The organism is Kineococcus sp. AC630, assembly GCF_979255925.1.
Map to the genome: position 1 here is coordinate 18,293 of NZ_CEEDMJ010000030.1, position 12,879 is coordinate 31,171.

Genomic DNA, 12,879 nt, shown 5'->3' on the forward strand with positions numbered 1-12,879 from the left:
GCGCGTCCAGCGGGCCTGCCCGGGCGCCCGACGAGGAGGTCCCGCTCAGAGCACCAGGGCAGCCGGATCGCCGGACAGCAGGGACTTGACCTGCCGCGACACCTCGTCGGCCAGGACCTCGGTCGCGTCACGCTCGATCCCGTCGAGCGCCGCGCGGGCGACGTCGCGCGGGTCGTTCTTGGGGACGTCGAGGTGGGCGATCATGTCCGTGTCGGTGTAGCCCAGGTGCAACCCGGTCACCAGGGTCCCCTGCGGAGCGAGCAGCGCCCGCAGCCCGTTGGTCACCCCCCAGGCGGCGGCCTTGCTGGCCTCGTAACCCGAACCGGTCGTGGCCCACGACAGCACCGAGTGCACGTCCAGCAGGGCGCCGCCACCGTTCGCGGCGAGGACGGGGGCGAACGCGCGGGCCACGTGGAGCACCCCGAAGACGTTCGTCTCGAACTCCCGGCGGATGTCCGCCAGGGGTGAGGTGAGCAGGTCCGAACCGGTCGCGAGTCCCGCGTTGTTCACCACCAGGTCGACGTCGGTCGCGCTCCGGGCGAAGGCGGCCACCGCGTCGGCGTCGTCCACGTCCAGCGCGACGGTCTCGACCCGAGGGTCGTCGTGCGAGGCGCTGCCGCGCGAGGTGGCGTACACCTTCCGCGCACCGCGGGCCAGGAGTTCGGCCGTGAACGCGGCGCCGAGGCCACGCAGTCCGCCGGTGACGAGTGCGGTGGTTCCGTCGATCTTCACGCTGGGATCCCTTCGGGGGTTTCGATCGCCGTGGTGGTCGAGGCCCGCGGTGCGCGCATGAGCACCGCGGTGGCGAGGAGGGTCAGGAGGAGGACGCCGGCGGCGACGAGCAACCCGTCGTGCACGGCGGCGGTGAGGGCGAGCGGTGCGGCGTCACCGTCGGCGAGGTGGCCGGCGAGGCGGTTCGTGACCACGGTCCCGAGGACGCTCCCCCCGAGGGCGCCGCCGACCTGGCGGACGGTGGTCACGGCGGACCCGGCCATCCCGGTCCGCTCGGCCGGGACGCTGCCGACGACGAGCGCCGTGGTCGGGGCGACGAGCAGGCCGAGACCGGAACCCACGAGGACGAACCCGACGGCGGTCGGCACGTAGGCGCTCCCCAGCCCGGTCTGGTGCAGGACGAGGGTTCCGACGGCCGTGGCGAACAGTCCGAGGAGGAGCACCGGCCGGATCCCGGCGCGCCGGACGGCGAGCGCCGCCAGCGAGCTGGCCACGACGTAGGCGGCCATCAGCGGGAGCAGTCGGACCCCGGAGGCGAGGGCGGACAGCCCCTGCGCCCGTTGCATCTCCAGCGTCGTCAGCAACCCCAGCCCGGTGAAGGTGAAGAGGGCCACGGCCGAGACGAGCAGGGCCCCGACGGTGCGCGGTGCGGCGAAGGCCGCCAGGTCCACGACCGGTCGGGCGACGACCCGTTCGACGAGGACGAAACCCGCTCCGGCCGCGACGGCCAGGACGAACCCGAGGACGGGCACCGGGGACCCGAACCCGGAGCGGCCACCTTCGACGACGCCGACGACGAGGGCCGCCACGGCGAGGGTCGCGAGCGCGGTCCCCGGGAGGTCGATCCCGCGACCGGCCACCCGGGTGTTCGGGACGACGAAGGGGGCGGCGGCGAGGACGAGCACCGCCACGACGACGTCGACGAGGAACACGGCGTGCCAGCTGGACGCGGACAGCAGGAGGCCGGCGGCGATCGGCCCGACGGCCAGGCCGATCCCGGAGCAGGCCGCCCAGACCCCCACGGCCGAGGCGCGGCGGCGCGGGTCGGTGAACGCGCCGGAGACGATGGCGAGGCTGTTGGGGACGATCAGCGCGGCCCCCGCCCCCATGACCACCTCGCCGGCGATGAGCACCGCGGCGCTGCCGGCCGAGGCGGTGAGGACGGCCCCTGCCCCGAGCACCGCGGCCCCGGCGAGGAGGACGGTCCGGCGCCCGAGGAGGTCGCCGAGCGCGCCCGAGGACAGCACGAACGCGGCGAGGGCCAGGGCGTAGGCGCTGCTGGTCCACACGAGTTCCACCGGCCCGAGCCCCAGGTCGGAGGCGATCGAGGACAGCGCGGTGAGGGTGGCCGTGATGGTCAGGAAGCTCATCGTCATGCCGAGGCAGGCGACCGCCACCGTCCACCACGGGCTGCGGCCCCTCGCGCTATGACGACTGTCATATCTCATGGGGACGTTGTAGCATGACGACTGTCATGGACACAACAGCGAAGATCCCCACGGCGCGGGAGCGGATGGTCGCCAGCGCCCGCGAACTCATCCAGGAACGCGGCGTGCACGGCGTCGGACTGCGCGACGTCGTCGCCCACGCCGGCGCCCCCCGCGGTTCCCTGCAGCACTACTTCCCCGGCGGCAAGGACCAGCTGGTCGCCGAGGCGCTGACCCAGGCCGACTCCGCGAGCCGGCGCACCGTCCGCGCCGCCCGCGCGGAAGGAGCCGACCCGGTCACGACGGTGCGCAGGATCCTCGCGAGCTGGCGCGAGCTGCTGGTGGCGGAGGACTTCCGGCGCGGCTGCCCGTTCGCCGCGACGACGGTCGACACCTCGGCCGCGAACCCCGCGCTGCGGGCCGTGGTCTCGGAGTACGCGGGCGCCTGGCACGACGACCTCGCCGCCGTCCTCGAGAACGGCGGCCTGGCCGCCGCCCGCGCCGCCTCCCTGGCCACCCTCGTCCAGGCCTCCCTGCAGGGGGCGCTGATCCTGGCCCGCGGCCACCGCTCGACGGCTCCGCTCGACGAGGTGGAGACCGAACTCACGAGCCTGCTGGAAGCGCTGCTCCCCGACTGAGCGGCAGGATGGGCCGGGTGACGTCCTCCGCGACCTGGCCGCTGACCGTCCCCGCCGCCGACCTGACCGCCTGGGTGCACGGGCACCGCGACGAGATGCTCGAAGAACTCCGCGCCTACGTGGAGATCGAGACCCCCTCCGACGACCGGTCCGCCCTGGAGCGCGGGCTCGCCTTCGTCGAGGCGTGGATCACCGGCCACCTCGGTGAACCCTCCGCCCGCACCGTGCAGGACGGCGGGGAGCACGGCGACACCGTCGTGCTGGACCTGCCCGGCGACCTGCCCGGCGCGCCCGTCGCGGTGCTGGCCCACTACGACACGGTCTGGCCGGTCGGAACCCTGGCGGGGATGCCGTTCTCGCTCGAGGACGACGTCCTGCGCGGTCCCGGGGTGTTCGACATGAAGTCCGGTCTCGTGCAGCTCGTCTGGGGGCTGAAGGCGTTGCAGCACTTCGGGGTTCCACGACGCACCGTGCGCCTGCTGCTCAACGGCGACGAGGAGGTCGGTTCGCCGGTGGCCCGCACGGTCATCGAGGACGTCGCCCGTTCCGCCGCCGAGGTCCTGGTCCTCGAGGCCAGCGGGCCGGGCGGTGCGGTGAAGACGGCCCGCAAGGGGGTCGGCCTCTTCCAGGTCCACCTCACCGGCGTCGAGGCGCACGCCGGCCTCGACCCGACCGCCGGGGCGAGCGCGATCCTGGCGCTGGCCCGGATCGTCCCGCAGGTCCACGCCGCGACCGACCTCGACGCCGGGACCTCGCTCAACGTCGGGGTCGTCACCGGGGGCAGCCGCCCCAACGTCACCCCCGGCACGGCCTGGGCGAGCCTCGACGTCCGGGTCACCGACCCGGCGGAACAGGTCCGCGTCGACGGCGTCCTCGCGAACCTCGACACCGGTGACGAGCGGGTGAGCTACGAACTGACCGGGAAGTGGAACCGTCCCGTGATGGTCCGCACGGAGGGGACCGCCGCGCTCTACGAACGCGCCCGCGACGTGGCGGCGGGTTTCGGTGTCGACCTCGCCGAGATCGCCGTCGGCGGGGCCAGCGACGGCAACTTCGCCTCTGCCGCAGGGGCTCCCGTGCTCGACGGCCTCGGCGCGGTCGGCGGTGGCGCGCACGCCCGGTCCGAGCACGCGACGCTGTCGGGGATGCTGGAACGCACGGCGCTGCTCGCCGCCGTCATCGCCACCGCCTGACCGCTGGTCCTCGCCCCCGACGCGGCGGGTAGCTTTCGCGGCGTGGACTTCCGCCCGCACGTGCACTTCACCGCCGAGGACACGTGGCTGAACGACCCGAACGGGCTGCTCTTCCACGACGGCCGCTGGCACCTGTTCTTCCAGAACAACCCCGAGGGGCCGGACTGGGGGAACATGTCCTGGGGTCACGCCTCGTCCCTGGACCTCGTGCACTGGGACCGGCTGCCGCTGGCGATCCCGCACGAGGGCCCCGAGGCGATCTTCTCGGGCAGCGCGGTGGTCGACGGACCGCGGATCGCGGCGGTCTACACCAGCGCCTACGACGACGGGACGCAGGCGCAGTCGCTCGCCTGGAGCGGCGACGGCGTGACGTTCACGAAGAACCCGTCGAACCCCGTCCTGGACCGCGCGTCGACGGGCTTCCGCGACCCCAAGGTGTTCCGGTACGACGACCACTGGGTGATGGTCGCCGTCGAGGCGGACGAACGCGTCGTCGTGCTGTACCGCTCCGATGACCTCCTCGACTGGGAGTTCCTGAGCAGTTTCGACGACGGCACGACCACCGGGATCTGGGAGTGCCCCGACCTGTTCCCGCTCCCCCTGGACGGTGACGACTCCGGGGACCCGGACGACGTCCGCTGGGTGCTCCTGCTCAGCGTCAACGGCCCCGACGGGCCGGACGTCGTGTACCGCGTCGGTTCCTTCGACGGGATCCAGCTCGACGTCGGCCCACCGCGGAGCCTGGACACCGGCCCGGACGTCTACGCCGCTGCGACCTGGACCGACGCGCCCGACGGCCGCCGGGTCCTGCTGGGCTGGATGGCCGATCCCGACTACGCGGGCTCCACCCCCACCGCCCCGTGGCGGGGTGCGATGACCCTGCCGCGCGAACTCTCCCTCGCCACGCGTGACGGGGTCCCGACCCTCCTCCAAGGGGTTCCGGTCGAGGTCTCCGGCCGCCTCACCCGCGAGGTCGGGGAACTCCCCGGCACCGACTGCGTGGTGGTGTGTCGGTTCGCGGGCGACGCCTCCTGGGAGTTCTCCGCGGGCAGGGAGGTCCTCCGCATCGCCGTCGAGGGCTCGGAACTCGTGGTGGACCGCCGCACCTCGGGTCTCGTCGACTTCCACCCGTCCTTCCCCCGCGCGACCCGCTCACCGCTGCCGCCGGGCACCGCAGAACTCGCAGTCCACCTCGACCGCTGTTCCGTCGAGGTGTTCGCCGACGGCACCACGAGCACCCACCTGGTCTTCCCGACCGAGCCCTACCGCACGGTCACGGGCACCGCCGAGTTCCACGTCCTCGTCCCCACCCCTCAGGAGGAAACACCGTGAGCACGCTCCACCTGGTCGACCCCGAACTCCGCGACATCCTCGATCTGCTGCCGGCCCGGAACTTCACCGTCGAGGAACTCCCCGCGGTGCGCGCCGCGGCGGCGCAGCTGCCCCTGCCGGAGCTCCCGCCGGGACTCACCGTCGACGAGGTCCGGGTTCCGCGCGACGGGGCCCCCGACGTCCGGGTCCTGGTGACCCGGCCCACCGCACTGCCCGCGGGCGCCCCGGCGTTGGTGTGGATCCACGGCGGTGGTTACGTCGTCGGCAGCGCCGACGCCGACCAGCTGAACGCCGCCCAGCTCGCCCTCGGCGTCGGGATGGTCGTCGTCTCGGTCGACTACGGACTGGCCCCGGAGAACCCGCACCCCGGGCCGGTCGAGGACTGCTACGCCGCGCTGCGCTGGCTGCACGAGAACGCCGACGACCTCGGGGTCGACCGCAGCCGGATCGCCATCGGGGGTGGCAGCGCCGGCGGCGGTCTAGCCGCGGCGTTGGGCCTGCTCGCGCGCGACCGGGGCGAAGTCGCGGTGGCGTTCCAGTACCTGGTGTTCCCGATGATCGACGACCGGACGGTCACCCGGGAGGCGAACCCGGCGACCGGCGAGTTCGTCTGGACCCGCGCCTCCAACGCGTTCGGCTGGCGGTCGCTGCTGGGCACGGAACCCGGCGGTGACGGAGTCTCCGCCTACGCGGCCGCCGCGAGAGCGAAGGACCTGACCGGGCTGCCGCCCACGTTCCTCGAGGTCGGCAGCCTCGACCTCTTCCTCGACGAGGACGTCGAGTTCGCGCTGCGCCTCGTCCGGGCCGGGGTCCCGACGGAACTCCACGTCTACCCCGGCGCGTTCCACGGGTACCAGATGGTGGCCGCCTCGACCGTCGCCCGGACCTCCGGAGGACTCGGTATCAGCGCCCTGCGCCGGGCCCTGGGCTGAGTTCTCGGTCGACGTAGGCGATCCGCACCACGCCGTCGCTGGCGTCGACCCGGGGTCCCTCCGGGCGCAGCCCGAGGCGGTGCGCGACCCGGCGCGAGGGTTCGTTGGTCTCCAGGACCCACGCCACGACGACGGTGTCGGGTTCGGCGGCGTGGGCGGCGTCCAGCCCGGCTCGGCCCAGCGCCACGGCGAAACCCCTCCGCTGGTGGGGGACGGCGATGCGGTACGCGAGGTTCCACATCCCGGTCCGGTGCTTCTGGACCCCGCCGACGCCGACGAGTTCACCCGTGGCGTCCAGGCGCACCGACCAGTAGCTCAACCCGTCGCTCGACCACCGGGCCGCCGCCCGCTCCAGCCAGGAACGGGTCGTCGCGGGTTCGACGTGGCGACCCGACGGGTCGAACCACCAGCCCGCGGGGTCGGACATGATCGGGAACAGCTCGTCCGCATCGGCGGGGTCCGCCGGGTCGAAGCGCAGCACCGGAAACCCCTCGACGTCCACCCCCACATCGTGGCACGCTCGGTCTCGTGAAGTTCAGTCCGTCCGACACGACGACGCCGGTGCACCTCCGGCGTCGCGGACAGCGCTGAGCTGATCCGACTTTCCGAGCCCCGGGGGACCTTCCCCGGGGCTCTCCTCGTGCCACCGGCAGGTTCCCCTCCACCCTGAGGAGAACCCCTTGTCCCGTGACCACTCGGCCCTCGGCCGCGAACTCGACCTCTTCGACACCTCCCCCCTCGTCGGGCCCGGCCTGCCGCTGTGGCTGCCCGACGGTGGTGTCGTCCGCGGGGAACTCGAACGCTTCGCCCTGGAACTCTCGCTGCGCAGCGGCTGCCGGCGGGTCCACACCCCCGTCCTCGCGAAGCGCGGGCTCTTCGAACGCTCGGGGCACTGGCAGGAGTTCGCCGCCGACATGTTCCCGCCCGTGCGGATCGGCGACGAGGACTTCGTCCTGCGACCGGCGAACTGCCCGCACCACACCCAGGTCTACGCCGCCCGGCCGCACAGCTACCGCGACCTGCCGGTCCGCTACGCCGAGCTCGGGTCGATGTTCCGCAGCGAACTCTCCGGCGTCCTCGTCGGGCTGCGCCGCGTGCGCCAGATCAGCCTCGACGACGCCCACGTCTTCTGCCGACCCGACCAGGTCGTCACCGAGGTGCGGACCGCCCTGGACGCGATCCGGGAGGCCTACGCCGTGCTGGGTCTGGAGATCCGCCGGCTGCGCCTGTCCGTGCGCGGACCCGGCGGCGGCCACCTCGGCGACGACGGCCTGTGGCGGCGGGCCGAGGACCAGCTGCGCGAGGCCCTCGGCGACGACGAGCACGAGGTCGGCGTCGGCGAGGCCGCGTTCTACGGCCCGAAGATCGACGTGCAGGTCGCCGACGCGGCCGGTCGGGAGGAGACCCTCTCGACCGTTCAGGTCGACCACGTCCAGCCGGAGCGGTTCGACCTGCACTACGTCGGCGAGGACGGCCGGAAGCACCGACCGGTGATGGTCCACCGCGCTCTGCTGAGCTCGATGGAGCGGCTCGTGGCGATGCTGCTCGAACGCGACGAGGGCCGGCTCCCGTTCTGGCTCGCGCCGGTCCAGCTCCGGTTGCTGCCCGTCAGCGGTGACCGGCACGGCGAGCACGTCCACGCCCTGGCCGCCCGGTTCGCGGGGCTGCGGGTCGACGTGGTCGAGGACGGCCCGCTGCCCCGTCGGATCCGGGACGCCCGCGCCCGGCGCGTGCCCGTCGTCGCGGTCGTCGGCGACGCCGAGGTCGCGGCGGACGCCCTCGCCATCGGCCGTCCGGCCGTCCGGGTGCCGCTCGCGCGGGTGCAGGCCCGGCTGGCGGAGGCGGTGCGCCACCGGGAGGCCGGGCGGATCCGGTTCGGCTAGGGCCGGGGGTGGAGGGTGGCCTGCGCGCGGCGCTCGTCGCACCACCGCTCGAACTGGGCGGCCGGGACGGCCGGACTGTGCAGGTAGCCCTGCACGAGGTCGCAGCCGAGGCGCGCGAGTTCGCGGAGGGTGTCGATGTCCTCCACACCCTCCGCGACGACCCGCGCCCCGAGCCGGTGCGCGAGCTCGATGGTCGAGACGATCACGGCCTCGGCGCGCGGGTCGGTGCCGATCCCCGTCACGAAGCTGCGGTCGAGCTTGACCTCGTCGAACTCGCGCTGGCGGAAGTACCCGAGCGAGGAGTAGCCCGTCCCGAAGTCGTCGATGCTCAGCGACAACCCCATCTCGGAGAACTCCCGCAGCACCGCGAGGCTCACCCCGGAACCCTCCATCGCGACCGTCTCGGTGATCTCGAGCGCGAGGGCCGTGGTCGGCGCGCCGTGGGCCTGCAGGACCCGGGCGACCCGGGCGGGCAGGTCGACGTCCCCGAGGTTCGTGGCGGAGAGGTTGACGGCGACCCGCACCGCACGGCCGTCGCGGTGCCACGTCGCCGCGACGCGGACGGCCTCGTCGATGACCCAGGCGGTGAGGGCGTGCATGAGCCCGTGCCGTTCCACCAGACCGAGGAACGTCAGCGGGGGCAGGAGTCCGTGGTCGGGGTGCTGCCAGCGCACGAGGGCCTCGGCCCCCTCGACCTCACCGTCGTCGGTGCGCACCTGCGGCTGGAAGTGCAGCAGCAGCGCCCCGGCCCGCAGTCGGTCGTCCGCGTCGGCCTCGGTGTCGAGGTCGAGGCAGATCCGCAACTGCTCGACGAGCAGCAGTTCCCCGGAGAGTCCGCCGGAGGTCGCGGCGGAGTGGACCTCGACCCGGTCGCCGTGCCGCTTGGCGGCGATGAGCGCGAGGTCGGCGACGTGCAGGAGTTCGGCCGCGGTCCCGGCGTGACCGGGGTGGGCGGCGACCCCCACGCTGCACCCGACGTGGATGCGCTGACCGTCGAAGGTGTACGTGCCGCTGACGCGGGAGTGCGCGGCCCGGACCGCTTCCGTGGCGGTCACGAGGTCGCAGGGCAGCAGGACGGCGAGCTCGTCGCCACCGAGCCGGGCGACCACCGCCTCGGACGGCAGCGCGGCACGCAACCGGGCGACGACCTGGCACAGCAGGTCGTCGCCGGCCGCGTGACCCAGCGACTCGTTGACGGCCTTGAACCGGTCGAGGTCGAAGAGGGCGAGGACGAGGTCGGCGCCCTCCGCGACCCGCCGGTCGGCCTCCTCCACCAGCGCCCGCCGGTTGGGGGCACCGGTGAGGTCGTCGACGAGCGCGGCGCGTCGGAAGCGCTCCAGGTCCAGCAGGTCCCGCTGCCCGGCGACGAACAGCCCGATGCCGCCGGCGAGCGCCACGAGGGCGAGGCCGGCGGTGAGGGGGTCGGGACGGCCGACCGCGACGGCGAAGAGCAGCAGCGCGGCACCGGGGACCGTGACGAGCGGGACGACCTGCAGGGTCCGGCCGTCGCGGTGGGTGGTGCGGACGGGTCGCGCCGGCATCCAGGCGGTGATCGCGACGGCGAGGAGACCACCGACCCAGGCGACGTCGAACCCGATCCCGAAGGTCGGGGCGGTTCCGCCGCTGCTCAGCAGCACGGCGGAGTAGCCGATGTCCCCCGCGTCGAAGACGGCGAGCCCGCCGGCCAGGACCCACCACCGGCGGTCGCTGCCGCTGGTGGCGGCGACGACGACGGCGCAGACGGCGAGGATCAGGTCCCCCGACGGCAGGTACAGCCACCACCCGGCGTCGAAGGCGGGGATCCCGGTGAGGGCGGCGAGCGGGGCGGCGACGAAGCGGGTCACCAGACCGGCGAGCAGGACGAGCACGGTCACGACCTCGAGGGCGTACCCGCGACGCTGCACCCGGTGCGGCCAGAGCAGCCGCCCGACGGCCCGCAGCCAGAACACGTACCCGACGACGTAGCCGGCCTCGAGGGCGGTGAGGGCGACGTCGCTGCCGTTGACGGTGTCGAGGACGTCGACGGCGATCTCGGTGGCGGTGTAGATCGACCAGCCGACGGCGAACTCCCGCCAGGCCCGTGCCTCGCCGTCGGCGATCCGGGTCCGCATCCACATCCCGGCGACGGCGAGGAGTTCGACCGCGGAGCCGAGCCAGGTGTCCAGGGCTCGTCCGGCGTCGTGGGCGAGGAGGGTCAGCAGCGCGTAGGCGATCCAGCCGAGCACCGCGAGGGTGAGGACGCACCGGGGCGCACTCCACCTCGAGGTCGGCGTGGAGCGGAGCGGCACCCTGGGTGTATCGGGATCTTCGTGGCCGCCTTGAGCGCGGAGAGCGCCTTCCGCTGCACTCGCACAACCATCACGACGGAAGGCCCGCCGGGGATCACCCGGCGAGCGCAGCCGCGGTCTCCCGACGACGGGCGAGGACGGGCTGCGCGGCCAGGACACCGGCCATCGCGACGGCGACGGCCAGCGGGACGAGTCCGCAGACGGCCATCCCGGCGCGGACCCCGACGTGCTCGGTGATCCAGCCGACGATCGGTCCGCCGATGGGGGTGCCGCCCATGAAGACGAGGACGTAGAGACCCATGACGCGGCCGCGGTACTCCTGGTCGACCCAGAGCTGGACGGAGGAGTTCGCGATGGCCTGGAAGGCGAGGTTGGTGACGCCCATGACGACGAGCACCACCATGAACGTCGCGAGGTCGGGGGCGAACGCGGCGAGGGTCTGGGCGGCGCCGAACGCCGCTCCGAGGAGGAGGATCAACCGCAGCCGGGAGTGGCTGCGACCGCCGGCGATCAGCGCTCCGGCGATGGATCCCACGGCCAGGACGATGTTGAAGGTGCCGTAGAGCCCGGCACCGGCGTGGAAGGTCTCCGAGGCCATCGCGGTGAGGACGACAGGGAAGTTCAGGCCGAAGGTGCCGAAGACGCCGACGAGGGCGATGGTCCAGCCGACGTGCGGGCGGTCGGCGACGTAGCGCAGGGCCGAGCGCAGCTGCCCCTTGGCGCGCGGCAGCGCGGTGACCGGGCGCAGTTCGGCGGTGTTCATGCTGGCGAGGGTGATCGTCGGGCCGACGTAGAGCAGGGCGTTGACGGCGAACGCCCAGCCGGAGCCGACGGTGCCGATGAGGACGCTCGACACGGCGGGGCCGACGAGGCGGGTCGTCTGGAAGACCGCCGCGTTGAGCGCGACCGCGTTGCGGATGTGCTCCGCGGGGACGACCTCGCCGACGAAGGCCTGTCGGGTCGGGTTGTCGAGGGCGATGACGAACCCGGTGACGACGGCCAGGGCGTAGATGGCCCCGACGGTGATGTTCCCGCTGATCGTGAGCACGGCCAGCGTGGTCGCGATGCTCGCGCTGCACAGCTGGGTGACGAGCAGGATGTTCCGCTTGGGGTAGCGATCGGCGATCATCCCGCCGTACATCCCGAAGACGAGGATGGGCAGGAAGGTCAGCGCCATCGTGATGCCGACGGCGGCCGGGGAGTGCGTGAGTTCCAGCGTGAGCCAGTCGAGGGCGATGTTCTGGACCCAGACGCCGGTGTTGGCGAAGGCCTGCCCCGTGGCGTAGATCCGGAAGTTGCGGACGCGCAGGGCGGCGAACGTCGCTCGGCCCCTGGACTCTCGTGCGGTGGTTCCGGTGGGATCTGCAGTTGCCTCGGCGGCTGCCGGTGTCACGACCTGAGTACCTCTCGAACTGACCATCTGGTTCCGACCACTGTGCGTCACCATCATCGGCCGACACAGCGCTATGCTGCAGCCCGGTTGACGGCTTATCAGTCATCACGTGTCGTGATGACCCGCGACGGGGCGGAGGACCATGACCGCAGGCCAGGTACCCACGGGGACGTTCGAGCCGGTGCAGCTGCGCACGTTCCTCGCTGTGGCGCAGACGCACTCGTTCACCCAGGCCGCGGCCCGGCTGGGGGTCCGCCAGTCGACGGTCAGCCAGCACGTCCGCAAGCTGGAGGACTCCGTCGGCCGTCACCTCGTCCACCGCGACACCCACTCCGTCACGCTGACCCCCGACGGTGAGGCGATGATCGGGTTCGCCCGCTCCATCCTGGCCTCCCACGAACAGGCCGCGGCGTACTTCACGGGGGCACGGCCGGTGGGTCGGCTGCGGATCGGGATGTCCGACGACCTCGCCCTGACCCGGTTGCCGCACATCCTGCGCGACTTCCGGACGGAGAACCCGCGCGTCGACCTGGAACTCACCGTCGACCAGTCCGGAACCCTGCACCGCCGCCTCGAGAACGACCGGCTCGACATCTTCATCGGCAAGCGACCACCCCGTTCCGGGGAGGGCAAGCTCGTCCGGCGCGAGCGGCTGGTCTGGGTCGGCAACCCCCAGACCCGCCTCGACCTGAGCCAGCCGGTGCCCTTGGCGGTCTACCCCTCTCCCTCCCTGAGCGGCGCCGCGATGCACGAGGCGCTGGACCGCGTCGGCATCGGCTACCGCTCGGCCTGCGTCTGCCGCGGGGTCAACGGCCTCATCGCGGCCGTGGCCGCCGGCATCGGGGTCTCCTGCCTGGCCAGTTCGCTGGTGCCCGTGCAGCTCGTGCCCCTCGGCCCCCAGCACAAGCTGCCGGAACTGGGCCAGATCGACCTCGTGCTGCTCACGAACCCCAAGACCCAGGACCGTCCCGCCTCACGGGCCCTCGCGGCCGCCGTCCTCTCCGGCGGACCCTCCAGCCTCGCCCCTCCCGCCTGACCCCCCGGCCGTCGCCACCACGATC

11 protein-coding genes are annotated in these 12,879 nt (G+C 73.3%); 6 read left to right on the forward strand and 5 right to left on the reverse strand.

Features of this window, described 5'->3' with window-relative positions; all coding sequences use genetic code 11:
• Positions 1-45: 45 nt before the first annotated feature.
• Both AC0I8G_RS22975 and AC0I8G_RS22980 read right to left on the reverse strand, forming a co-directional pair.
• On the reverse strand, positions 46-732 hold the full coding sequence (locus tag AC0I8G_RS22975) for an SDR family oxidoreductase (protein WP_471732020.1): 687 nt from the start codon (positions 730-732) through the stop codon (positions 46-48).
• Complete coding sequence (locus AC0I8G_RS22980) at positions 729-2,180, reverse strand: MFS transporter (protein WP_471732021.1); 1,452 nt, start codon at positions 2,178-2,180, stop codon at positions 729-731. The genes AC0I8G_RS22975 and AC0I8G_RS22980 overlap by 4 nt, the downstream gene beginning before the upstream one ends.
• Positions 2,181-2,206: 26 nt before the next feature.
• On the opposite strand from AC0I8G_RS22980, the gene AC0I8G_RS22985 reads away from it, so the two are divergent.
• The 4 genes from AC0I8G_RS22985 to AC0I8G_RS23000 are packed head-to-tail and all read left to right on the forward strand — an operon-like array spanning position 2,207 to position 6,254.
• Positions 2,207-2,797 (forward strand): TetR/AcrR family transcriptional regulator, encoded by a 591-nt coding sequence (locus AC0I8G_RS22985; protein WP_471732022.1) that lies wholly within the window; start codon positions 2,207-2,209, stop codon positions 2,795-2,797.
• Between the two features lie 17 nt (positions 2,798-2,814).
• Positions 2,815-3,990: a M20 family metallopeptidase gene (locus AC0I8G_RS22990; RefSeq protein WP_471732023.1), complete on the forward strand. Its 1,176-nt coding sequence runs from the start codon at positions 2,815-2,817 to the stop codon at positions 3,988-3,990.
• A 42-nt stretch (positions 3,991-4,032) separates the two neighbouring features.
• On the forward strand, positions 4,033-5,322 hold the full coding sequence (locus tag AC0I8G_RS22995; protein WP_471732024.1) for a glycoside hydrolase family 32 protein: 1,290 nt from the start codon (positions 4,033-4,035) through the stop codon (positions 5,320-5,322).
• On the forward strand, positions 5,319-6,254 hold the full coding sequence (locus tag AC0I8G_RS23000) for an alpha/beta hydrolase (protein ID WP_471732025.1): 936 nt from the start codon (positions 5,319-5,321) through the stop codon (positions 6,252-6,254). Before AC0I8G_RS22995 ends, AC0I8G_RS23000 begins: the two co-directional genes overlap by 4 nt.
• On the opposite strand, the gene AC0I8G_RS23005 is transcribed toward AC0I8G_RS23000, so the two are convergent.
• Positions 6,226-6,756, reverse strand: a complete 531-nt coding sequence (locus tag AC0I8G_RS23005; RefSeq protein ID WP_471732026.1) for a GNAT family N-acetyltransferase — start codon at positions 6,754-6,756, stop codon at positions 6,226-6,228. The genes AC0I8G_RS23000 and AC0I8G_RS23005 overlap by 29 nt on opposite strands.
• A gap of 178 nt (positions 6,757-6,934) precedes the next feature.
• On the opposite strand from AC0I8G_RS23005, the gene thrS reads away from it, so the two are divergent.
• Entirely contained in the window at positions 6,935-8,137 is a 1,203-nt protein-coding gene (gene thrS, locus AC0I8G_RS23010; RefSeq protein WP_471732027.1) for a threonine--tRNA ligase, read from the forward strand.
• On the opposite strand, the gene AC0I8G_RS23015 is transcribed toward thrS, so the two are convergent.
• Both AC0I8G_RS23015 and AC0I8G_RS23020 read right to left on the reverse strand, forming a co-directional pair.
• Positions 8,134-10,362: a putative bifunctional diguanylate cyclase/phosphodiesterase gene (locus AC0I8G_RS23015; RefSeq protein WP_471732028.1), complete on the reverse strand. Its 2,229-nt coding sequence runs from the start codon at positions 10,360-10,362 to the stop codon at positions 8,134-8,136. The two genes, thrS and AC0I8G_RS23015, sit on opposite strands and share 4 nt — an antisense overlap.
• Positions 10,363-10,519: 157 nt before the next feature.
• Positions 10,520-11,818: an MFS transporter gene (locus tag AC0I8G_RS23020; protein ID WP_471732029.1), complete on the reverse strand. Its 1,299-nt coding sequence runs from the start codon at positions 11,816-11,818 to the stop codon at positions 10,520-10,522.
• Positions 11,819-11,960: 142 nt separating this feature from the next.
• Here AC0I8G_RS23020 and AC0I8G_RS23025 point away from each other — a divergent pair, with 142 nt between their 5' ends.
• Entirely contained in the window at positions 11,961-12,854 is an 894-nt protein-coding gene (locus tag AC0I8G_RS23025; RefSeq protein WP_471732030.1) for a LysR family transcriptional regulator, read from the forward strand.
• Positions 12,855-12,879: the final 25 nt, after the last annotated feature.

What these genes read in the sequence shown, in the direction of transcription:
- AC0I8G_RS22985 (WP_471732022.1), top strand. Translation starts at nt 2,207, where the DNA reads ATGGACACAACAGCGAAGATCCCCACGGCGCGGGAGCGGATGGTCGCC.
- AC0I8G_RS23025 (WP_471732030.1), top strand. Translation starts at nt 11,961, where the DNA reads ATGACCGCAGGCCAGGTACCCACGGGGACGTTCGAGCCGGTGCAGCTG.
- AC0I8G_RS22980 (WP_471732021.1), bottom strand. Translation starts at nt 2,180, where the DNA reads ATGAGATATGACAGTCGTCATAGCGCGAGGGGCCGCAGCCCGTGGTGG.